Below are 20,812 nucleotides of genomic sequence, written 5' to 3'. Positions count from 1 at the left end.
CTGACGCAGGCCGGCGGCCTACCCCTGCGTCAGTCGGTAGCGTTCGATCTGCTTGAGACGCCGCAGGAGGCTGTCCCGCCGCGGGTGCGGGACGGCGTCGGCCGGTTCGGCGGTGAGGTCGATGTGCTTGGTGCCGTACTGCCAGAGCAGCAGGTCATCGAGGAGACGGTCCGGGCCGGGGGAGTAGCGGTGGTCCAGGGCCCTGCGGACCTCGGTGATCCGGTTGGCGCTGAGCAGCGCAGCCAGCTGCATGGTCTGGTTGAGGCCGTGCGCGGCCATCAGCTCGGCGGCCCAGCCCCAGTCGTCGTCGACCTTCCGGTCCACGTGCGGCAGGAGCGTGCGCCAGACGTCGCGGATCCGGTTCGGGGTGAGCTGCGCTGCTCCCTCGCCCTCCATGTCCCAGTAGCTGCGGACCTCTTCGTAGCGTTCGTGCAGGTCGGCGAAGGCTCCCTCCACGGTTTCCAGCATGGCCGCGGTGGCGGTGAACTGGCGGTCAAAGTGTGGGGTCCAGGCCCGCGGATCCTCGGCCTTGAAGCGGATGTCGTGCTCGATCTCGCTCCAGGCGTGCGCGAACACGGTGCGGATCTGGCATTCGAAGAAGTAGCTGCCGTTCGGCGGCACCTCCGGGTTGAAGGCCTGCTGGTACTCCTTGACGGCCTCGTTCTGGATGGTCCGCAGGATCAGGTGCCGGCTGGAGTAGCCGTAGGTCCCGGACTCGATGGAGCCGATGTCCTTCTCGCGGTCACCGCGGCAGTCGAAGAGCTGGCGCTGGCGCTTGATCAGGTTGGCCACCACCGCGTTTTCCGCCGGCAGCTTGGTGATCACGCGGACGCCCACCATGTCATTCAGGGTCCGGAACGGATCCGGGAACTTCAGCACCGGGGGACCGCCCGGCTCCAACGGCTCCTCCGTCCGGGAGATCTTCTCGCGGAACGATTCGACCGTCTTGGTCCGGCCGGTAACGAATAGCGGCGTCACCTCCGTGCCTTTGAGCATGCTCCGTAGCTCCAGCAGGACCTCGCGGGTGACCAGCTTCAGCGCAGGACGCACGCGCTCGTAGAGTTTCACGTTTTCCTGCACGGATTCGCGCAAGCCCACGTCCAGCCGGTCCCAGTTACTCGCCATGCGTCCAGCTTACGGCCGGGGTACGACGGCGGCCGGCCGACACCCGCGCGTGAGCCCGCGGCCAGCCAACCCGGGCCCGAGCCGCCCTGCGCCGTGCCGCGCGGCCCTCAGGGTAGGCTCGGCACATGGCTGATGTGCGGCGTCGGGCATTTATCGCGGCCGCAGCGACGGTGATTCTGGGGGCAGGCTCCGCCGCCTGTTCACCGGGCCCCAAGGAGGACAGTGTGAAGCGGCATAGGTACAGCTACGGCGATGACTCCAGCCAGTGGGGGGAACTCTTCCTGCCGGAGTCAGCCGCCACCAAGGGTGTGGTGGTGGTCATCCACGGCGGATACTGGCGCTCCCAGTACGGCGCGGAACTCGGCGAACCCTTGGCCAAGGACCTCGCGGCGCACGGCATGGCCGCCTGGAACCTGGAGTACCGCCGCGCTGGCAACGGCGGCGGCTGGCCGCACACCTTCTCCGACGTGCTCGCCGGCATCGACAAACTCGGCGACATCGCCGCTGAACACGCCCTTGACCTGGACCGGGTGGTGGCGCTGGGACACTCCGCCGGCGGGCACCTCGCGGTCTGGGCTGCGGGACGGACCAGGCTCGCCCGGCTGGGCGCCCCCGACGCGGACCGCCAGCTGATCCGCAAGGACAACGACGGCGCGGTGCACCTGACCGGCGTCGTCAGCCAGTCCGGACTGCTGAACCTCGCTGAAGCCGAACGGCTGAACCTCAGCAACGGCGCGGTCAGCAACCTGCTGGGCGGCTCTTCGGAAAAATACCCGAAACGGCATAAGTATGCGGACCCGATGAGCGCAGTGCCGCTGAAGATCCCCGTGTATGCCGTTCACGGCACGGACGACGACAGCGTTCCCGTGAGCCAGTCCGACTCCTACGCGGCGGCAGCCAAGACCGCCGGCGCCCCGGTCCAGCTGCTGAAGGTCCCGGGCGACCACTTCGCCCTGATCGACCCGAAGGCCGCCGCATACCGGAAGTGCCGCGAACTGGTGCAAGTCCTGCTCGGCTGACTCTGTCAGCCACGGCCGCGCGGCCGGTGGTAGCGTGGCGCCTATGCAAGTCGAAGTTCCCGCGGTCCTGCGCGCCCTGGCTGCGGGCTTCACCCGGTTTTTCCGCGCGTTCGCGCCGCGCCACCCCGCCCAGGTGATCGTGCTGGGCTTCGCCGCGGCCATCGCCGTCGGGACCGGACTGCTGCTGCTCCCGGTGGCCAAGGCCGGCGGGGGCGGAGCCAGCCTGCTGGAAGCGCTGTTCACGGCCACGTCCGCCGTCTGCGTCACGGGCCTGATCACCGTGGACACGCCCGTCTTCTGGAGCGGCTTCGGCCAGGTGGTCATCCTGGTGCTCATCCAGATCGGCGGCTTCGGCGTGATGTCCTTCGGCACGCTGCTGGGGGTCCTGACCGCCCGCCGGCTGGGCCTGAAATCCCGGATATCCGCCGCCGCCGAGACGAAAAGCAGCGGCTTCGGCGACGTCCGCCGTGTGCTGCTCGGCGTTCTGCTCATCAGCGTGGTCGTGGAAACAGTGCTGGCGCTGATGCTCGCGGTCCGTTTCAGTGCCGGGTACGGCTACGGGCTGGGCGAGGCGGTCTGGCACGGGGTGTTCCACTCAATCTCGTCCTTCAACAACGCCGGCTTTGCCCTGTACTCGGACAACCTCATGGGGTTCGTCGGCGATCCCTGGATCTGCCTGCCGATCGCCGCCGCGGTGATCATCGGCGGACTCGGCTTCCCGGTCCTGTTCGAACTGGGCCGGGAGTACCGGCGTCCGATCCTCTGGAGCATGCACACCAAACTCGTGGTCGTCGGCTCGGCCGTCCTCCTGGCGGGCGGCACCGTGTTCCTCACCGCCGTCGAGTGGGCCAACCCGGCGACGCTGGGCGGCCTCCACCCCGCCGAGCGCGTGCTGGCCGGCTTTTTCCAGTCCGTCATTACCCGCACCGCCGGCTTCAACAGCATCGATATTGCCCAGATGAATCCGGTGTCGTGGCTGGGCATGGACATCCTCATGTTCATCGGCGGCGGCCCGGCCGGTACAGCCGGCGGCCTGAAAATCACGACCTTCGCGGTGCTGTTCTTTATTCTCAGCACCGAACTGCAGGGCGGTACGGCCGTGAACATCTTCGGCAAGCGGCTGTCCCGCGCCGTGCACCGGCAGGCCATTACCGTGGTGCTGCTGGCGATCGCCCTGGTGACCGGGTCCACGATGTTCCTGATGCTGATCACCGACTTCGGGCAGGAGCGGATCCTGTTCGAGGTCGTGTCGGCATTCGCCACCGTGGGGCTGTCCACCGGCATCACGGCCGGAATGCCCCCGGCAGGGCAGCTCGTGCTGATCCTGCTGATGTTCGTCGGAAGGCTGGGCCCGGTCACGCTGGGCGCCGCCCTGGCCCTGCGCGAACGGCCCCTGCTCTATGAATACCCCAAGGAAAGGCCCCTCATTGGCTAGGAACATCTTCTCGTCCCACTCCGCCGCCGCCACTGACAAGGCGTCCTCGGTGGTGGTCATCGGCCTGGGCCGCTTCGGCGGCTCGCTCGCGTTGGAGCTGGAGGCGCAGGGCACCGAGGTCCTCGGCATCGACGCCAGCGAGGATATCGTCCAGTCCTACAACGGGCGCCTCACCCACGTGGTCAGGGCCGACTCCACCAAGGAAGAGGCGCTGCGCCAGCTCTCGGTCCACGAATTCGACCGTGCCGTCGTCGGCATCGGCTCGGACATCGAGGCCAGCATCCTGACCACCTCCCGGATCCTGAAATTCCAGCGTCCCCAGATCTGGGCGAAGGCCATCAGCGAACCGCACGCCGAGATCCTGGGCCAGCTCGGTGTTGAGCACGTCATCAGGCCGGAACACGACATGGGCAAGCGCGTCGCGCACCTGGTCCTCGGCTCGATCCTTGACTACGTGGAATTCGAGGACGATTTCGTGATGATCCGCACCAGCCCGCCCTCCGCCGCGCGGGACCGGCCGCTGGGCGTGCTGGGGCTCCGGGACAAGTTCGGCGTCACGATTGTTGCCGTCAAACGGCCCGGCGGCACGTGGGGGCACACGACGGCGCAGACGGTGCTGTACGACGATGACCAGATCATCGTCCAGGGCCGCAAAGCCAAGGCCGAACGGTTCAGCACCATGGCCTGACCCACTAGACTGGATGACAGGTGCGCCGGGAAGTCTGGTCGGCATAGTTCTGTCGACCCAACTTTTAGGACTCCCCGCATGAGCCCCACGCCCCCTCCCAACCGGCCGCGCATGACGATCTTCGGCCGAGGCAGCTACGCCGAATCCCTCCGGATCGGAGAGATCCTCCGCAAGGAAACAGTCGGCGGCGCCTTGCTCGTCGCGGCAGCCGTGATCGCGCTCATCTGGGCGAACTCCCCGGTCTCCGAGAGCTACTTCGCCCTGCGGGACTTCAAATTCGGCTACGAGCCCTGGCATCTGGAACTGAGCCTCGGCGCGTGGGCCGCCGACGGGCTGCTCGCCATCTTCTTCTTCCTGGTGGGCCTGGAACTCAAGCGCGAGTTCATCGCCGGGGACCTGCGGCAGATCAACAAATCGATCGTGCCGGTCGCAGCGGCCGCCGGCGGTGTCATTATCCCGGCGCTGATTTACATTGTGGTCAACCTCGCCAGCCCGGAGACCCTGCGCGGCTGGGCCATCCCCACTGCGACCGACATCGCCTTCGCCGTCGCCGTGCTGGCCATCATCGGCTCCCACCTGCCCAGCGCCCTGCGGATCTTCCTGCTGACCCTGGCCGTGGTGGACGACCTGATCGCTATCACCATCATTGCCGTCTTCTACACCAGTGACCTCCAGCTGACACCGCTGCTGCTGGCCCTGATTCCGCTGGCCCTCTACGCCTACCTGGCGCACAAGTACCGGCGTTTCTTCGGGATGAAGGCCTCCGCCGCGTGGCTGATCCTGCTGCCCATCGGTGCGGTTGCCTGGGCCCTCGTCCATGCCTCGGGGATCCACGCCACCGTCGCCGGTGTACTGCTCGGCTTCGCGGTTCCGGTCCTGCGGTCCCAGGCCAGCGGCGGCCCGGAGGCCGGTCCGGGACTGGCGGAGATCTTCGAGCACCGGTTCCGCCCGATCTCGGCCGGCGTCGCCGTCCCGATCTTCGCGTTCTTCTCGGCGGGTGTGGCCGTGGGCGGATGGGACGGACTGGTGTCGGCGCTGACCGACCCGGTGGCCGTCGGCATCATCATGGCGCTGGTCCTCGGCAAGCCGATCGGCATCATGGGTACCACCTGGCTGCTCACCAAGGTCACCAAGGCCCGGCTGGACACCAGTTTCAAGTGGATCGACGTCTTTGGAGTGTCCCTGCTGGCCGGCATCGGCTTTACCGTCTCGCTCCTGGTGGCCGAGCTGAGCTTTGGCCACGGCAGCCTGCACGACGACCACGCCAAGGTGGGCATCCTGGCGGCATCCGTGCTGGCAGCCCTCCTGGCCACGCTGGTGCTGCGGACCCGGAACCGGCAGTACCGGGAGGTCCAGGAGGCGGAGAAGGTCGACGCGGACATGGACGGCATCCCAGACGTCTACCAGGAGGACGGCCCGGCCCGGTAGCCCAGTCGGGCCAGCCGCCAGTCGGGCCGGCCGGCCCCCGCCTGAACTCCCGAGCCGGCATCCGCGCCGATGAGGCTTGCGCTCATACCCTCAGGGGTTTGACTATGGAAGCGACACGCACGGATCGCCCGGCCGCAGGAGTGAATCATGGACGTCATCGTCATCGAGACCACACAGCTCGGGGACCGCAGCTACCTCGTCCATGACGGCTCCGTGGCGCTGGTCATTGACCCGCAGCGGGACACGGACCGCGTCGAGGCGGCCGCGCTCGGCGCCGGGGTGCGCATCACTCACGTCGCCGAGACTCACATCCACAACGACTACCTCACCGGCGGGCTCGAACTGGCCAGGGCGCACGGCGCCACCTACCTCGTGAACGCCGCGGATCCCGTCACCTTCGAGCGGCAGCCGATCGCGAACGGGCAGACCGTCCGGGTCGGCGCGTTGTCGGTCAAGGCGGTCGCGACACCGGGCCACACCCACACCCACCTGTCCTTCATCGTGGACGACGGCGGGCAGCAGGCCGTGTTCTCCGGCGGAAGCCTCCTCTACGGCTCGGTGGGCCGCACGGACCTGGTCGGCGCCGAGGACACGCTTGGCCTGACCCATGACCAGTACGCCTCGGTGCGCCGCCTCGCCGGGGAGGCCACTCCCGGCGCCGGCCTGTTCCCGACACACGGCTTCGGGTCCTTCTGCTCCTCCGGCCCGGCCAGCGGCGCCGGATCGTCCACCATCGGCGAACAGCTCACCAGCAACCACGCCCTGACGGACCCCGACGAGGACCACTTCGTCCAGGAACTCATCGCCAACCTCACGGCCTACCCCTCCTACTACGCCCACATGGGGGTCACCAACACCGCCGGCCCCGGCCCCGCCGACCTGACCGTGCCGGAGGCCCTCGACGCCGAGGAGCTCATGCGCCGGCTGGAGGCGGGCGAGTGGGTGGTGGACCTGCGCCGCCGGGTGGCCTTCGCCAGCAGCCACCTCAAGGGAAGTGTGAGCTTTGGCTACGGGGACAGCTTCAGCACCTACCTCGGCTGGGTGATGCCGTGGGGCGAGCAACTGACCCTCGTCGGATCCCGCGCCGATGTTGAAGATGCCATCCGGGACCTCGCCCGCATCGGCATCGACTCGCCCGACGCCGCCCTCGGCACGGACCCGCACGCCCTGGCGCCGCGCGCCGCCGTCGCGTCCTTCCCCTGCGTGGGCTGGGACGCTGTTCCGGTGCACCGTTCCGGCGGCGGAGACGCCGTCGTCGACGTGCGGCGGGCCGACGAGTACGCCGCCTCGAGGGTGGCGGGGGCCGTCAACGTCCCGCTGCACGATCTGCTGCCGCGCCTGGCCGATCTCCCCGCCGGGAAGCTGTGGGTGCACTGCACCTCCGGCTACCGGGCCGGCATCGCCGCGAGCCTGCTGCAGCGCGCCGGCAGGGACGTGGTCCTCATCGATGCGAGGTTCGACGACGCGGAGGCCGCCGGGATCCCCCTGGAGACGTCGGGGGCCGCCTCCGGCTGAACCGCTGGGCCGCACGGCGAAACACTGGGGCGCCGGCCCGCGTTCTCTGGCAGAGTATGAGCATGCTCACAGTTATAGGCGAGGGCCTGGTTGATGTGGTCCAGCGTTCCTCCGGTATCCAGGCCCACGTGGGCGGCAGTCCGCTCAACGTCGCCGTGGGGCTGGCCCGGCTGGACCATCCGGTGCAGTTCATCGGCCGCTACGGACGCGACGCCTACGGCGAATCGGTGGCCGCCCACCTGAAGTCCAGCTCGGTGCTCCTCCCGGTGGGCCCGGACGAGCTCCCCACGTCCGTGGCCACCGCCCTGATCGACGACGACGACGGCGCCGCGAGCTATACGTTCGAGCTCGCGTGGGAGCTTCCCGGGCTCGCGGACCGGCTGCCGTTTATGCTGCAGGCCACAACGCTGCTGCACACCGGTTCGATTGCCACCATGCTGGCCCCCGGCGCTGCCGAGGTGCTCTCCGCCGTCGAGCATGCCCATCCTTTGGCGACCATCAGCTTTGACCCCAACTGCCGGCCCAGCATCATTACCGACGTCGACTACGCGCGCCGGCAGGCGGAAAAGTTCGTCACCCTGGCTGACGTGGTCAAGGCCTCGGACGAGGACCTCGAATGGCTGTACCCGGGCGAGGAACCGCTGGATTCGGCCCGGCGCTGGCTGTCGCTCGGCGGTTCGGAAGGCCCCGCGATGGTGGTGGTCACCCGCGGCGCCCAGGGGCCGTGGGGCGTGAACGCCGCCGGTGAGGCGGACTTCCCGGCGCCGTCCGTGAAAGTGGCCGACACGGTAGGCGCCGGGGACTCCTTTATGGCGGCGCTGCTCTCCGCCATTGTGGACCTGGGCCTGGACGGGGCGCAGAACCGCAAGGACCTGCGCGGGCTTTCCGCCGAGAGCCTACGGGACCTCCTGGCCCACGCCGCCCGGGCCGCCGCCGTCACCGTGTCCCGCGCCGGCGCCAACCCGCCCACCCGCGCGGAATTGAACCGGATGGAGGCCGGCGCGCGGACGCCTAGGGAAACCGGCCACGCCCCTGAAAGTGCAGAACTCCCCAGCAACTGAAAGGCAGCCATGACACACCACGATGCCCCGTCCTTCCGCGTCAGCAGTGAGTCATTCCAGGACGGCCAGACCCTCCCGCCGGCCCAGCGCGGCACCTCAACCGGCGCAAGCGCTAAGGACGAGTCCCCGCAGCTGAGCTGGAGCGGCGCCCCCGCAGGGACCCTGAGCTACGCTGTCACCGTGTTCGACCCCGACGCCCCGGGCCGCGGCGGCTTCTGGCACTGGGCCGTGCTGGACCTCCCCGCGGACGTCACCTCCCTGCCTGCCGGGGCGGGGTCGCGGCACGGGCACCTGCCGCCCGGCGCCTTCCAGCTGAAGAACGACGGCGGCACCACCGGCTACCTGGGAGCGGCGCCGCCCAGGGGCCATGGCCCGCACCGGTACATCGTCACGGTCCACGCCCTCGGTACAGCGCACTCCGGGCTCGACGCCGGAGCACATCCCGCAAAACTCGAAGCGAAGCTCGCCCCGCACACCCTGGCCAAGGCGAGCCTGACCGGCATCTACGAGCGCTGAGCCCGCGGCCGGCGCCCGACTCGGTTCCGCGCGGCTCCCGACAGCCCGGACGCCCGCGCCCAGGCAGGCACCGCCAACGTAGACTGGCTGTATGCGGCTGGTAGCAAGTGACATTGACGGAACGATCCTCGGCCACGACGGCAAAATCAGTGACCGGACTGTCCGGGCGTTTCACGCGTGCCGCGAGGCCGGCGTCGAGCTGGTCTTCGTCACCGGCCGCCCGCCGCGCTGGCTGCACCCGCTGCAGGACCGGCTGGGCCACACCGGAACGGTTATTTGCTCCAACGGCGCCGTCGTCTGGGACCTTGAGGCGGACCGCCTCGTGTCGGCCCGCGGCCTGCCGCTCGACGCCGTCTTTGAGGCGCGGCGCATCATCCAGCGGTTGCGCCCCTCCGCAGTCTTTGCCGCCGAGACCCTGACCGGCTTCCACTTGGAACCGGGGTTCCTCAACTCCGGCAGCAGCCCATTGCTGGCCGAACTCACCCCCGCGCCGCTGCACAGCACCCTGACGGCCGAAGATTCCGTGGTTAAGCTCATGGCCATCGTCCGGGAGGGCACGGCTGATGAGTTCCTGGCCGAGGTGACCCCTGCGGTCGCCCATCTGGCCGCCGCGACGCATTCGGCGCCGAACATGGCACTGCTGGAGCTGTCCCTGCCCGGTGTGAACAAGGCCGTCACCCTCGCCGAATATGCGGCCTCCCTTGGTGTGGACTCCGCCGACGTCGTCGCCTTTGGGGACATGCCCAACGACATCGAGATGCTGCGCTGGGCCGGCCACGGTTACGCGATGGCCAGTGGCCACCCGGAAGCCATCCTCGCCGCCGGGCAGCAGGCCCCGCACTTTGACGACGACGGCGTTGCGCAGATCCTCGAAGCGAAGCTGGCGGCCCTGGGCGTCCGGCTGCCCTGACCCGCGGTCACCGGACTCCCAGCTCCCGGTCAACTGGCGTTCACCTTGGCGCCCTACGCTGAAATCTCACGACGGATCAGCTGACTAACGGTGGGACATCATGGCCAGGTACCGCACGAAGAACATGGACGACACGCCCCTGCGCCCGGCGGCGCCGGACGCGCACTGGAAGAGCCTGCAGCAAGGCGACCGCGTCAGCGTGCGGCTGGCGCCGGGCTACGAAACCGGCGGCCGGGTGGAGGCCGTCACCGCGGACCACACCGCCGTGTGGGTGGACCTCGACGGCGGCCGGGGCCGCACGCTGCTGCACTGCACCGACGGTGTGGAAATCCTCCCGCCCGCTAACTGACGCCGCCCGCTGACTGACCCGGCCCGCGCCGCGTTAGCCCATCCCGGGCCCCGGCCGTGCTCCGATAGGCTTCAGGGGTGAGCAGCCCGCACCCGTATTTCGCCTCCGGTCCTGCCGACGGCGACGGTCCCGATCTTCCCCTGGCCATGGCCCACCGCGGCTTCTCCCGGAACGGCCTGGAGAACTCCATGGCGGCGTTCCGCGCCGCCGTCGAGCTGGGGTTCCGGCATCTGGAGACGGACGTCCACACCACCGCCGACGGGGTCCTGCTGCTGTTCCACGACGAAACCCTGGACCGCGTCACGGACGGCCGCGGCCGGATCTCGGAACTCCCGGCGGAGGCCGTGGCCCGGGCAAGGATCGGCGGCGTGGAACCCATTCCGCTGTTCGAGGAACTCGCGAAGGCCTTCCCGGACGTCCGGCTCAATCTCGACGTCAAGGACTGGAATTCGGTGGACGCCCTGGCAGCGGCGATCGAACGGTACGGCCTGCACGACCGGGTGCTGATCGCCAGCTTTTCGGACCGCCGGCGGCGGGCCGTGCTGAAGCAACTGAGCCGCCCCGTCGCGAGTTCGGCCGGCATTGTGTCCAACGCGCTTTTCGTCCTGCTGGGCCCGGTGCTGCCGGCGCCGCTGCTGCGCCTCACGGCCGGGCGGGCGCTCCGGGGGGTCCAGGCGCTGCAGGTCCCGGTCAGCTACGGCGCCGTGCCTGTCGTGACGCCCGGCTTCGTCCGGCGGGCCCACCGGCACGGGCTGCAGGTGCACGTCTGGACCGTCAACGATCCCGCGGAAATGCGACGCCTGCTGGACCTTGGCGTGGACGGGATCGTGACCGACCGGGCGGACCTGCTCAAGGAAGTCCTGCTGGAACGCGGCGGCTGGAGCGGCTGAGCCCAGATCCCGAAGTCAGGAGCCGAGCTCCATCATCAGGGGCGGCAATTCCTCCGTCAGTTCCCGGGCGAGGTAGCCGAGACCGCCCAGCCGGCTGGCAAGCCGGTCACCGGCGCTCGCATGCAGATGCGTGCCCCAACAGGCAGCCTGCGCGTCGGTGCAGCCCCGAGCCCGCAAACCGGCGATCGTCCCGGACAGCACATCACCGGAGCCCGACGTGCCCAGGCCGCTGTGTCCGGTGGTGATTTCCCACAGCGAGGCCTCCGCCGCGGAGTTGGCCGCGCCCGCTGGCTTGCCGGCTGGTTTACCCGCGGATTTACCGGCGGATTTCCCTGCCGATTTGCCGGCGGATTTCCCGGCGGCGCCGCCCGGTCCTGCGATCACCCCCTGGCAGCTCACCACCGCGCCGTACTTCTCCGCGAGCTCGGGCACGTCCCGGACCAGCTGCCCGGCGTCGTGCCCCAGCAGGATGCCCGCCTCGGTGACGTTCGGGGTCAGGATCAGCCGGCCCTCCCACGGACCCAGCTCCCCGGCCAGCTCGGGCAGGCTGCCCAGGGCGAAGGCGTCAAGGATGATGGCCGGCGGCTGTTTCCCCGCCGGCAGCTTGAGGAGTCCGCGCAGCAGCGCGGTGGCCTCGTCCTTGTCGTCGAGGCCCGGGCCGATCAGGACCGCGTCGGCCGCCTCGACCGGTGCTGCGAGGACGGCGGCCGCCGCAGAGCCCCTGACTGTTCCCGACGCAGTTTCCGGCAGCCTGAGGACACCGGCTTCCGGCAGCGCGACCGCCAGCTGGACGGCCACGGATTCCGCCACTGCCAGGGTGAGCCGTCCGGCGCCGGAGCGCAGTGCCGCCACTCCGGCGAGCAGCGCGGCGCCCGGCGTCATCCGCGCCCCGCCGATCACCAGCACCGATCCGCGGTCGTCCTTGCCGGAGCCGCCGCCCGGCAGTGGCCAGTCCCGCAACAGGGTGGGTGTGACGGGCTCGGGGCGGACCGGCTCCCGCCCCGGCCCGGGGTCTGCCTTACCTCGGGTGGACATTGGCATCTCCGGCGTGTTCGGTCACGGGGACTCCCTCGCTCATCAGGTGGTCAGCCATGTTGAAGCTCTCCAGCTGCCAGGGACCGGTGCCGTCCGGCCGGACGAATCGGCTCACTGAGGCGTTGAGAATGGCGGTGGAGGCGGCGAGGTCCAGCAGTTCGTTCTCCGTCAGCCCTTCCAGGATGTAGCGGATCAGCATGATGACAGCGTCGTGGCAGACCAGGAGCACCCGCTGCCCCGGGTAGGAGCGATCCAGGTCGGCCAGCAGGGAACGCAGGCGGAGGACGACGTCGGCCCACGACTCGCCGCCCGGCGGGCGGTAGTAGAACTTGCCCAGCCAGCGCCGCCGTTCCGCTTCCTGCGGCAGCCTGGCCTCCACCCCGGCCGAGGTGAGCATGTCCAGGATGCCGAGCTCGCGGTCGCGCAGCCTCTCGTCCAGCGTGACCGGCGTTGTCCAGCCCCCGGTGTGCACGGCCAGTTCCGCCGTCTGCCGCGCCCTGAGATACGGGGAGGACCACACTGCGGCCCGCCGGTCCTCCGGGAATCCGGCGAACAGGCGGCCCAGGGCCAGCGCCTGCTCGCGCCCGGTTGCGGACAGCTCAACGTCGGCGTCGCGCGCCGGGACCTTGATGACGTGCGCCCCGGACTCGTGCGCGAGTGTGGCTGCGACGTTGCCCTGGCTCTCGCCGTGGCGGACGAGCAGAAGTTCGGCCATGCCGGGTTGGCCGGACATGTGCTGGCGGGTCTTACCGTTGACGTTCACCGTTGCCCCCTGAATCCGGGTCGTTGCTTTGTGGCTGCCACGTTACTACCGGGGCGGCGGTCTGTCCCGCTGTCCCGGCGTCGGGCGCAGCTCCGGGACTGGCAGGATGGGACCATGCGTATTCTCATCGCCCCGGACAAATTCAAGGGCTCCCTCACTGCCGCCGAGGCCGCCGCCGCCATCGCCGAAGGCGCCCTGCGCGTCTATCCCGACGCCGAGGCCATCCAGTTTCCGGTGGCCGACGGCGGCGAAGGCACCTTGGAGGCGGCCGTCGCCGCCGGGTATGAGGAGCGGTTGAACGCCGTCGTGGGCCCCATCCTGGCGCCGGTCGGGGCGGCCTGGGCGATCCGGAAGGACGCCTTCGGCGGGGCCACCGCAGTGATCGAGACCGCGCAGGCGTCCGGGCTGGCGCACATGGAGCCGACGCCGGCCAACGCGCTGCGCGCGCACAGTTACGGCTGCGGCCAGCTCATCGCCGCCGCCCTCGACGCCGGCGCGACGGAGATTGTCCTGGGCCTGGGCGGTTCCGCCATGAGTGACGGCGGCAGCGGCGCCCTGCGCGCGCTGGGCCTTAAACCGCTCGACGCCGCGGGCAACGTGGTGCCGCTCGGCGGCGGATCGCTGGCCGACGTGGCACGCCTCGATGCCACCGGCCTCGACCCGCGGCTGGGGTCGGTCACTTTCCGGATCGCTGTCGACGTGCAGAATCCGCTTTACGGCAGCGACGGTGCCGCCCACGTGTTCGGCCCGCAGAAGGGTGCCGACGGGGACGCCGTCGAACTGCTCGACGCCGGACTCCGCAACTGGGCCTCGGTGCTGCGCGAATCCACCGGGCGGGACGTCAATGTCCCCGGGGCCGGGGCGGCCGGCGGCTTCCCGGCGTCGTTCCTGGCGTTCAGCGACGCAGCGCTGGAAGGCGGGTTCGAGCTGGTGGCCGGACTCACCGGACTGGCGGACAAGCTCGTGCAGGCGGATCTGGTGATCACCGGGGAGGGGTCGATGGATTCGCAGTCGCTCACCGGCAAAGCCCCGATTGCGCTCGCCGATGCCGCCCAGAGCCGCGGAATCCCGGTGATTGTGGTCGCAGGACGGATCCTGGTCACTCCGGAGGAGCTCGCCGCGCACGGCGTGGTGGCCGCTGCCCAGCTGCTGGACCTGGCCGGGAGCCCGGACGACGCCGTCGCGAACGCCGCGAAGTACCTCGCCCGGGCCACCAGCCAGGTGCTCGAGGGAGCCTAGGCCCCCAGGCTCCGGCGGCTTAGGCGACCGTCTTTCAGGCACCCGTCTCATAGTGCGGCTCCGCGACCGGTTTGGATTCCGGGGAGCCACGCTCGCGGAGGTATACCGAGGCGCCCACCAGAACGGCGACGGCCAGAAACTCACTTTGCCAGTTCTGGAACGACTCAAACCAGAAACGGCTGGTTGCCACGTACTCAAATACCGTCACGGGCGCTTCTCCGTGACTTTGCTGCTCTGAGCTGTACTCCTCCGCGCCGCCCACGGCATGGAGGGCGAAAGAGGCCAGGAACAGCAGCAGGAACATGACTGACAGCGAGTGTTCATACAGCTTGAGGACCCAGCCTCCGCGCCGGACGGGCCACGGGGTGGCTGCCTTGAGGTCCGCGTCCCGGGGATCCTCATCCTGCGGGGCCTCCCGGCCCACCGGCTTGGACTCCGAGGAACCCTTCTGGAAGAGGAAAACCGTCAGGATGACGTACATGCCCATCTGCAGGAACTCGGATTCCCAGTTCTCAAAGGTCGCCTCGAGGAACGCGCCGGTGCCCAGGTAGCCCAGCAGTGTCACGGCCGGTTCGCCGTGCGCCCGCTGGTCCTCGCTGTATTCGGCCGCTCCGCTGACCACCATGCCGCCGAAGAACACCACGAACAGGGCGATATTGGCCAGCAGCAGGCCGTGGTCCTTCGTCCAGTCCCGCACGGTCCGCCGCGGCCCTGTGCCGCCGTGAAGGCCTGCCGCTTTGGTCACCTCAGTTCTCCTTTTCAGCCTGCCGGCGCAGCCTGCTCGGCACATAGACCAGCAGGACAATCAGCACAACCAGCAGCACTCCACCGGCCCACAGCCCTGCCGCCCGGCCCGCCGTGACGTCGAATACCAGCGACGACGTGCCCACGCTGAGGAGCCCGACGCAGGCCAGGGCCACCTTGGCGATCCTGTCCGCGCTGGACACCAGGGCCGCACGGAGGTGCAGCCGGAACAGGCGGCGGTGCACACTCACAGGCAGCAGGATCAGGGCCGTGGTCAGTGCAGCCAGTGCCACATTGGCGAGGTAGAGCGTGGTCTGGTAATCGTCCAGCGTCTCAAACCTCGACTGGAACGGCAGGGTCAGCAGGAACCCTGCCAGGATCTGCACGCCGGTCTGCAGCACCCGCAGTTCCTGCAACAGCTCCATCCAGTTGCGGTCCAGTTTCTCGATGGCGGATTCGTTGCGTTCGTCCTGGGCGGGCACCCTCGTTCGGCCCGCGGCGGACTCGTTCGGAGCGGACTCCGGCTCTAAATCGGACACTTGTGCCTCCACGTGAATGATGGCCGGGCTGCGGTGGCAGTCAACTTCAACCTAGGCTTGAGCGTTACGAAATTCAAGCCGATACTAAGGTTGCTGATGAATCCCCGGGTAGGGTGTAATTGTTTACTCCGTCGGGCCGCATCGCAGGTCCGGGCCCTCGCCCGCGACCTGCAGAAACGGCCTCTGGAAAACCGACACGTTGGGTAGGTGGACTATGAGTGATTCAAAACAGCAGGACCAGCCGCGCGATCCCCGGGGCGGCTACTACTCCGGCTCCTTCCCGGAGCAGGTGCAGGAACAGCCGGGCCTCACTGCGCCCATGGAACCCAAACCGGACCACGGCGAGGAGAGCTACCAGGGCAGCGGCGCACTCGACGGCAAAGCCGCGCTGATCACGGGCGGCGATTCCGGGATCGGGAAAGCGGTGGCCATTGCCTTCGCACGGGAGGGCGCCGACGTCGCTATTTCCTACCTGCCGGAGGAGGAAGCGGACGCGCAGGACACCGCCGCATGGATCCGCAAAGCCGGCCGGCGGGCGCTGCTGATCGCCGGAGACGGCCGCAGCGAGGCCTTCGCCACCCGGATCGTGGATGACGCGCTCGCTGAATTCGGCCGGCTGGACGTCGTTGTACTGAACGCCGCGTACCAGAAGAACCGCGACAGCTTCGAGTCCCTCCCCACCGAGGAGTTCGACCGCGTCTTCCAGACCAACCTCTACTCGCTGTTGTGGACCGCGCGGGCGGCGGTGCCGCACCTGAAGGCCGGCGCGTCGATCATCACGACGGCGTCGATCCAGGCGTTCAACCCCTCGCCTGAACTTATCGACTACGCCATGACCAAAGCCGCGCAGGTTGCTTTCACCAAAGCCCTGGCCCAAGAGCTCGGGCCGAAGGGCATACGCGTCAACGCCGTGGCCCCGGGCCCCATCTGGACGCCCCTGATCCCGGCAACCGAGTGGCCGGACAAGCTGCCGTCCTTCGGCCAGGACACCCCGCTGCAGCGCGCCGGGCAGCCGGCGGAACTCGCAGCGGCCTACGTGCTCCTGGCCTCCGACCACGGCTCTTACATCTCCGGCGCGGTCCTGCCTGTCACGGGCGGCAAAGGCCTCTGAACGGTCAAAAATTTCCAGCAATAATCCACGCAGTTCAACATTCCAGTATTGGAGGAACGGCATGACCCAGGACAACCAGCAGGACCCGATCGAGGAAGCCGGCGGCTACGGAACGCCCACGGCGGAGCAGGAGCTGCCCGGCGGGGACACCAGGAAGTTCGCCCAGCCCCGGGAAGAAGAAGCATTCGACGCGGCAGGGCTCAGCCAGGACAGCCCGGACGGGGAAACGTACCCGGCCGGCGCCCCCGACCTAAGCCAGTTCGGCGCCGAAGACCAGGACAGTGCAGGAGAACCCGGAGCGGGACGCTTCGGAGGAACGGAGGAACAAATGAGTTCGGAAAACGCCAGCACAACCCCCGGCTACGACGCCGACGCCTCGGAGAACTCCGAGGCAGTCATGCCGTCCTCGGAGGCAGAGATGGACACATCCAACACCGAGGAGCCCGACGCCGGGCGGCCCTTCTCCTCCGAGCCGGGACAGGATGCGGCCGGGCTGCCGGACGGATCGGGAACGGACCTGCCAGAAGACCAGGCTCCCAAGGACGACGACGCCGAGGAAACCTTCGACGCCGGCTAAAGCCACTGCCCCTCACAGCGAAGGCCGGGAGCCGGACACCCACGTGGGTGTCCGGGTCCCGGCCTTTCGGCTGCGGCGCAGTCCCTTCGGGCCCCGGTGGCTTCCAGGGCTGGGGCCAGAGGGCTTAGCGGCGCTTTTTCGGCGTGCGCTTCACGGCAGCCGTGGCAGCGGCCACGGCGCCTTCGGTCTCAGGTTCGGCGACGGTGCCGCGGACCTTCGCGATCGCCGTCATGCCGTGGTAGATCACCAGCGCCGCCGCGGAGCCCAGGGCGATGCCGGTGAACACCAGGTCGCCGATTGTCCAGGTGTAGTCGGCAATGCCGACGATCAGTGCGACGGCGGCCGTGGTCAGGTTGATCGGGTTGGAGAAGTTCACCTTGGCCTGCACCCAGATCTTGACGCCCAGGACGCCGATCATGCCGTAGAGCATCGTTGCCGCGCCGCCCAGCACGCCGGCCGGGACGGTGGCGATGAGTTCGCCGAACTTCGGCGAGAAGCTCAGCACAATGGCGAAGAGGCCGGCCACCCAGTAGGCCGCCGTCGAATAGACCTTGGTGGCGGCCATCACGCCGATGTTTTCCGCGTAGGTGGTGGTGCCGGAGCCGCCGCCCATGCCGGCAAGCACGGTGGCGGCACCGTCGGCCATCAGTGCCCGCCCGGAGACGCCGTCGAGGTTTTGGCCTGTCATCGCGGACACGGACTTCACGTGGCCGATGTTCTCCGCTACGAGCACCAGCACCACCGGAACGAACAGGCCCACGACGCCGAGGTGGAACTCGGGGGTCTGGAAGAACGGCAGCCCCACCCAGGCGGCGGAGTCCATCTTGGAGAAGTCCACTTCGCCGCGGATCATCGCCACGAGGTAGCCCACCACCACACCGACCAGGATGCTCAACCGGCCCAGGATGCCGCGGAAGAAGACACTGACCACAATGATCGTGGCGAGGGTGATGAGGGCCGTCACCGGGGCGGCGTCGAAGTTGTTCTTCGCCGCCGGGGCCAGGTTGAGGCCGATCAGGCCCACGATGGCGCCGGTGACGATCGGAGGCATCAGGCGGTTGATCCAGCCGGCACCGAATTTCTGCACGATCGCGCCGATGACTGCCAGACCGACGCCGGCCAGCACCACGCCGCCGAGCGCTCCCGCGACGCCGTACTGCTGCTGCGAGGCCATGATCGGCGCGATGAACGCGAAGCTGGACCCGAGGTAGCTCGGCACCTGGCCCTTGGTGATGACCAGGAACAGGAGGGTGCCGATGCCCGAAAAGAACAGGGTGGTGGCCGGCGGCATGCCCGTGATGATCGGGACCAGGAAGGTGGCGCCGAACATGGCGACCACGTGCTGCATCCCGACGCCAAGCGTCAGTGGCCAGGCAAGGCGCTCATCCGGCTTCACGACTTCGCCGGGGCGGATGGACTTGCCGTTGCCGTGCAGCTTCCATTTGGTACCGAGCATGCTCATTGCCGGGCCTTTCAGAGAAAATTTTGGCGGGCGGGAAGGAATCTTCCGGAGCAACATTACCGCGACGGTGTTTCCGGCATGCTTCGCCGCCGGCGCTGCTGTGCCGGACGTCACGGGGAACTTCGGGAAGCGGGAGGCAGAACTTGAAGTTGCAACTATTGACAGAGACCAGTGGCCGCCCGCCGGCGGGCACCCCAGCGAAAGGGACGCTCATGACCATCGCCCATGACGAAGCAGTAATCGACGCCGCCGCAGTAGACGCCATCTTTGCCGGGGCCCGCACCCCCAACACCTTCACCGGCGACGTCACCGACGGCCAGGCCCGGGCCATCTACGAGCTCACCAAGTTCGGCCCCACCGCATTCAATTCGCAGCCGCTGCGCGTGACCTACGTCCGGTCCGCGGAAGCCCGCGCCACCCTGGTGGGCACCCTCGCCAACGGCAACCGCGCCAAGACCGAGGCGGCGCCGCTCGTCGCCATCCTCAGCTACGACACGTCCTGGCAGGAACAGTGGGACACTTTCCTTCCCGGCTACAACGCACCCAAAGCCATGTACGACGCCGACCCGGACCTCGCCGCGGCCACCGGCAACAACAACGCCCACCTGCAGGCCGGCTACTTCATCCTCGCCGTCCGCTCCCTGGGCCTGTCCGCCGGACCGATGACGGGCGCGGACTTCACCGCGATCGACCAGGCCTTTTTCCCCGACGGCGGCCAGCGGAGCTTCCTGGTGGTCAACATCGGGCAGCCCGCGGCCGATGCCTGGGGCGAGGCCAAGCCAAAGTTCGCTTATGAGGACGTTGTCCGCACCGTCTGACATGTGTGTTCACGCGGAGCTGCCTGCGGCACTCTCATCACGCGGAGGTGCCTCCGGCACTGCAATCACGCGGAGGTGCCTCCGGCACCATGGGGGACAGGCCGGAGGCACTCGGGACGCAATTCTGCGGTTGAGCGCAAGGCCGCATCCGGGGCCGCTTCCAGTTTAGTCCGCTTCCGTCTCCTGCCACAGGGGCCGTTGGCCCCGCCCGGGGGTGCGTGGCGGCCGTGCCGGCCGAGACGCATGGCGCGTCAAGTCACATCCGAGACGGCGATCACACTTTATCCGGCCGGGGTGTAATACTAGGGTCATCTGCGGCGCATAGTCGACGCAATATCGGGCTATTGCGAGCGGACCGGGGGGCCACTACATGACGCTTGACACCTCAACTTTGCGTGTCGCCTTGGCGGCGGTTGACCTGACGCTGCTGCTGCTCTTTTACTTCATCACGTTCCGCCGGACACGTTCCACGTACAGCGGCTCGTGGTGCCTGGCGCTCCTGTTTTTCCTGGCCGGCAATGCGGCGTACCTGCTGGACGGGAGACCGCAGCAGGTCTGGGCCAATCCGCTGGGGAATGTGCTCCTCGTTGCGGGCGCGTCCAGCATCTGGGCGGGGGCCCGTTCCCTGCGGACCACGGCCCCCACCTTCTGGTACCTGGCAGCCGGGCCCGCCATCACCGCCGTGGCGTCGGCACTGGACCAGCCGGCCACCAACGTGTGGTCCGGGGGGCCGGCCTACCTGGGTTTCATGGGCCTGCTGATTGGCCTCGCCTGCCGGGAATTGTTCCTGCTGGACCCGCACTTCTCCCGTGTGCACCGCACATTGGCGTTGGGCTCCGGGTTCCTCGCGGCGTTCTACCTGGGCCGCCTGGCCGCCTTTGTCCTTGATGGACCGGAGGGGGCCGTTTTTCTGACCCTCTTCGGCTCCGTCCCGGCAACGGTCTGCTCGGCAGTGATCATGGTGGTGGCGTCCTTCACCATGGCCGAATTGAGCTATGAGCAGCAGACCCAGGACCTCCGTGCCCGCGCTACCGTGGACGGGCTGACCGGGCTCTTGAACCGTGCGGCATTCCTTGACCTCGCCGAGGACGAACTGCGCCGCCTCACGAGGACCAGGACCACGGCGTCGCTGATCCTGGCGGACCTGGACCACTTCAAATCCATCAATGACGAGTACGGCCATTCCGCCGGCGACGCCGCCCTGCAGGCGTTCGCCGAGGCCTGCACGTCCACCGTGCGGTCCACCGACCTCGTGGGCCGCTACGGCGGCGAGGAGTTCATCATCCTCCTGCCCGGAGTGACGCAGGAGCGCGCCGGCCAGATCGCCTCGGACATCAGCGCCCGGCTGCAGGAATCGGCGTCGCCGGTCATCCCGCGCCTGCCCACATCCAGCTACGGCATCGCTTCTACCGCGCCCGGCCGTGTCGATCTTGACGCGATGATCGCCTCCGCCGACGCCGCGCTGTACCGCGCCAAGACCCTGGGCCGCGACCGCTCAGTACTCGCCGGCAGCTTCGAGGAAGAACCAGCCTGAGCGCGCCGGGCCGCAGGTGCGCGGCATCGCCGGGCAGCGGCTCAGGGGCGGCCG

The 20,812-nt window shown here is 68.9% G+C and carries 21 protein-coding genes; 15 read left to right on the top strand and 6 right to left on the bottom strand.

Features of this window, described 5'->3' with window-relative positions:
• Window positions 1–18 precede the first annotated feature (18 nt).
• Complete coding sequence (locus FS787_RS09645) at window positions 19–1,125, bottom strand: GTP pyrophosphokinase family protein (RefSeq protein ID WP_144672217.1); 1,107 nt, start codon at window positions 1,123–1,125, stop codon at window positions 19–21.
• A gap of 224 nt (window positions 1,126–1,349) precedes the next feature.
• Here FS787_RS09645 and FS787_RS09640 point away from each other — a divergent pair, with 224 nt between their 5' ends.
• From FS787_RS09640 to FS787_RS09595, 10 genes are all read left to right on the top strand, one after another.
• Window positions 1,350–2,144, top strand: coding sequence for an alpha/beta hydrolase (locus FS787_RS09640; protein ID WP_144672507.1), 795 nt, complete (start codon window positions 1,350–1,352; stop codon window positions 2,142–2,144).
• A gap of 43 nt (window positions 2,145–2,187) precedes the next feature.
• Complete coding sequence (locus tag FS787_RS09635; RefSeq protein WP_144672216.1) at window positions 2,188–3,579, top strand: TrkH family potassium uptake protein; 1,392 nt, start codon at window positions 2,188–2,190, stop codon at window positions 3,577–3,579.
• Entirely contained in the window at window positions 3,572–4,267 is a 696-nt protein-coding gene (locus FS787_RS09630; protein ID WP_222124060.1) for a TrkA family potassium uptake protein, read from the top strand. The genes FS787_RS09635 and FS787_RS09630 overlap by 8 nt, the downstream gene beginning before the upstream one ends.
• A 78-nt stretch (window positions 4,268–4,345) precedes the next feature.
• Window positions 4,346–5,695: a Na+/H+ antiporter NhaA gene (gene nhaA / locus FS787_RS09625; RefSeq protein WP_144672215.1), complete on the top strand. Its 1,350-nt coding sequence runs from the start codon at window positions 4,346–4,348 to the stop codon at window positions 5,693–5,695.
• 147 nt (window positions 5,696–5,842) lie between these two features.
• Complete coding sequence (locus FS787_RS09620) at window positions 5,843–7,210, top strand: rhodanese-like domain-containing protein (RefSeq protein WP_144672214.1); 1,368 nt, start codon at window positions 5,843–5,845, stop codon at window positions 7,208–7,210.
• 62 nt (window positions 7,211–7,272) lie between these two features.
• Window positions 7,273–8,271 (top strand): carbohydrate kinase, encoded by a 999-nt coding sequence (locus FS787_RS09615; RefSeq protein ID WP_144672213.1) that lies wholly within the window; start codon window positions 7,273–7,275, stop codon window positions 8,269–8,271.
• 9 nt (window positions 8,272–8,280) lie between these two features.
• Window positions 8,281–8,787, top strand: coding sequence for a YbhB/YbcL family Raf kinase inhibitor-like protein (locus tag FS787_RS09610; protein WP_144672212.1), 507 nt, complete (start codon window positions 8,281–8,283; stop codon window positions 8,785–8,787).
• 91 nt (window positions 8,788–8,878) lie between these two features.
• On the top strand, window positions 8,879–9,697 hold the full coding sequence (locus FS787_RS09605; protein ID WP_144672211.1) for an HAD family hydrolase: 819 nt from the start codon (window positions 8,879–8,881) through the stop codon (window positions 9,695–9,697).
• Between the two features lie 100 nt (window positions 9,698–9,797).
• Entirely contained in the window at window positions 9,798–10,046 is a 249-nt protein-coding gene (locus tag FS787_RS09600) for a hypothetical protein (protein WP_144672210.1), read from the top strand.
• A gap of 77 nt (window positions 10,047–10,123) precedes the next feature.
• Window positions 10,124–10,936 carry a glycerophosphodiester phosphodiesterase gene (locus FS787_RS09595; RefSeq protein ID WP_395940334.1) on the top strand — a complete coding sequence of 271 codons (813 nt, stop codon included), beginning with the start codon at window positions 10,124–10,126 and terminating at the stop codon, window positions 10,934–10,936.
• A gap of 15 nt (window positions 10,937–10,951) precedes the next feature.
• Here the strand turns inward: FS787_RS09595 and FS787_RS09590 are convergent, their stop codons facing one another.
• Complete coding sequence (locus FS787_RS09590) at window positions 10,952–11,971, bottom strand: ADP/ATP-dependent (S)-NAD(P)H-hydrate dehydratase (RefSeq protein WP_260982488.1); 1,020 nt, start codon at window positions 11,969–11,971, stop codon at window positions 10,952–10,954.
• Window positions 11,955–12,704 carry a histidine phosphatase family protein gene (locus FS787_RS09585; protein WP_144672504.1) on the bottom strand — a complete coding sequence of 250 codons (750 nt, stop codon included), beginning with the start codon at window positions 12,702–12,704 and terminating at the stop codon, window positions 11,955–11,957. Before FS787_RS09585 ends, FS787_RS09590 begins: the two co-directional genes overlap by 17 nt.
• A 144-nt stretch (window positions 12,705–12,848) precedes the next feature.
• On the opposite strand from FS787_RS09585, the gene FS787_RS09580 reads away from it, so the two are divergent.
• Complete coding sequence (locus FS787_RS09580) at window positions 12,849–13,973, top strand: glycerate kinase (RefSeq protein WP_144672208.1); 1,125 nt, start codon at window positions 12,849–12,851, stop codon at window positions 13,971–13,973.
• Between the two features lie 34 nt (window positions 13,974–14,007).
• Here FS787_RS09580 and FS787_RS09575 read toward each other — a convergent pair whose 3' ends face one another.
• Both FS787_RS09575 and FS787_RS09570 read right to left on the bottom strand, forming a co-directional pair.
• Window positions 14,008–14,718, bottom strand: a complete 711-nt coding sequence (locus FS787_RS09575; protein ID WP_313959649.1) for a DUF6766 family protein — start codon at window positions 14,716–14,718, stop codon at window positions 14,008–14,010.
• 1 nt (window position 14,719) lies between these two features.
• Window positions 14,720–15,199: a DUF6328 family protein gene (locus FS787_RS09570; RefSeq protein ID WP_144672502.1), complete on the bottom strand. Its 480-nt coding sequence runs from the start codon at window positions 15,197–15,199 to the stop codon at window positions 14,720–14,722.
• 271 nt (window positions 15,200–15,470) lie between these two features.
• Between FS787_RS09570 and FS787_RS09565 the strand changes: the two genes are divergently transcribed.
• On the top strand, window positions 15,471–16,367 hold the full coding sequence (locus FS787_RS09565; RefSeq protein WP_144672207.1) for an SDR family oxidoreductase: 897 nt from the start codon (window positions 15,471–15,473) through the stop codon (window positions 16,365–16,367).
• Between the two features lie 61 nt (window positions 16,368–16,428).
• Window positions 16,429–16,944 carry a hypothetical protein gene (locus FS787_RS09560; RefSeq protein ID WP_144672206.1) on the top strand — a complete coding sequence of 172 codons (516 nt, stop codon included), beginning with the start codon at window positions 16,429–16,431 and terminating at the stop codon, window positions 16,942–16,944.
• A gap of 124 nt (window positions 16,945–17,068) precedes the next feature.
• On the opposite strand, the gene FS787_RS09555 is transcribed toward FS787_RS09560, so the two are convergent.
• Window positions 17,069–18,406, bottom strand: a complete 1,338-nt coding sequence (locus FS787_RS09555; RefSeq protein ID WP_144672205.1) for a uracil-xanthine permease family protein — start codon at window positions 18,404–18,406, stop codon at window positions 17,069–17,071.
• 212 nt (window positions 18,407–18,618) lie between these two features.
• On the opposite strand from FS787_RS09555, the gene FS787_RS09550 reads away from it, so the two are divergent.
• Window positions 18,619–19,224 (top strand): malonic semialdehyde reductase, encoded by a 606-nt coding sequence (locus FS787_RS09550; RefSeq protein WP_144672204.1) that lies wholly within the window; start codon window positions 18,619–18,621, stop codon window positions 19,222–19,224.
• 370 nt (window positions 19,225–19,594) lie between these two features.
• The gene (locus tag FS787_RS09545; protein WP_144672203.1) at window positions 19,595–20,758 is read left to right on the top strand and encodes a GGDEF domain-containing protein; all 1,164 of its coding nucleotides are present in this window, start codon (window positions 19,595–19,597) and stop codon (window positions 20,756–20,758) included.
• The last annotated feature ends 54 nt before the right edge of the window (window positions 20,759–20,812 follow it).

It is taken from the genome of Arthrobacter sp. U41, from assembly GCF_007679325.1.
Taxonomy (GTDB): domain Bacteria; phylum Actinomycetota; class Actinomycetes; order Actinomycetales; family Micrococcaceae; genus Arthrobacter.
This window is presented reverse-complemented; position numbering and strand designations above follow the sequence as displayed.

Coding starts and splice junctions, on each gene's coding strand:
- FS787_RS09620 (WP_144672214.1), top strand. CDS start 5,843: ATGGACGTCATCGTCATCGAGACCACACAGCTCGGGGACCGCAGCTAC.
- FS787_RS09645 (WP_144672217.1), bottom strand. CDS start 1,125: ATGGCGAGTAACTGGGACCGGCTGGACGTGGGCTTGCGCGAATCCGTG.
- FS787_RS09600 (WP_144672210.1), top strand. CDS start 9,798: ATGGCCAGGTACCGCACGAAGAACATGGACGACACGCCCCTGCGCCCG.
- FS787_RS09560 (WP_144672206.1), top strand. CDS start 16,429: ATGACCCAGGACAACCAGCAGGACCCGATCGAGGAAGCCGGCGGCTAC.
- FS787_RS09615 (WP_144672213.1), top strand. CDS start 7,273: ATGCTCACAGTTATAGGCGAGGGCCTGGTTGATGTGGTCCAGCGTTCC.
- nhaA (WP_144672215.1), top strand. CDS start 4,346: ATGAGCCCCACGCCCCCTCCCAACCGGCCGCGCATGACGATCTTCGGC.
- FS787_RS09580 (WP_144672208.1), top strand. CDS start 12,849: ATGCGTATTCTCATCGCCCCGGACAAATTCAAGGGCTCCCTCACTGCC.
- FS787_RS09610 (WP_144672212.1), top strand. CDS start 8,281: ATGACACACCACGATGCCCCGTCCTTCCGCGTCAGCAGTGAGTCATTC.
- FS787_RS09635 (WP_144672216.1), top strand. CDS start 2,188: ATGCAAGTCGAAGTTCCCGCGGTCCTGCGCGCCCTGGCTGCGGGCTTC.
- FS787_RS09545 (WP_144672203.1), top strand. CDS start 19,595: ATGACGCTTGACACCTCAACTTTGCGTGTCGCCTTGGCGGCGGTTGAC.
- FS787_RS09585 (WP_144672504.1), bottom strand. CDS start 12,704: ATGTCCGGCCAACCCGGCATGGCCGAACTTCTGCTCGTCCGCCACGGC.
- FS787_RS09565 (WP_144672207.1), top strand. CDS start 15,471: ATGAGTGATTCAAAACAGCAGGACCAGCCGCGCGATCCCCGGGGCGGC.
- FS787_RS09605 (WP_144672211.1), top strand. CDS start 8,879: ATGCGGCTGGTAGCAAGTGACATTGACGGAACGATCCTCGGCCACGAC.
- FS787_RS09555 (WP_144672205.1), bottom strand. CDS start 18,406: ATGAGCATGCTCGGTACCAAATGGAAGCTGCACGGCAACGGCAAGTCC.
- FS787_RS09550 (WP_144672204.1), top strand. CDS start 18,619: ATGACCATCGCCCATGACGAAGCAGTAATCGACGCCGCCGCAGTAGAC.
- FS787_RS09590 (WP_260982488.1), bottom strand. CDS start 11,971: ATGTCCACCCGAGGTAAGGCAGACCCCGGGCCGGGGCGGGAGCCGGTC.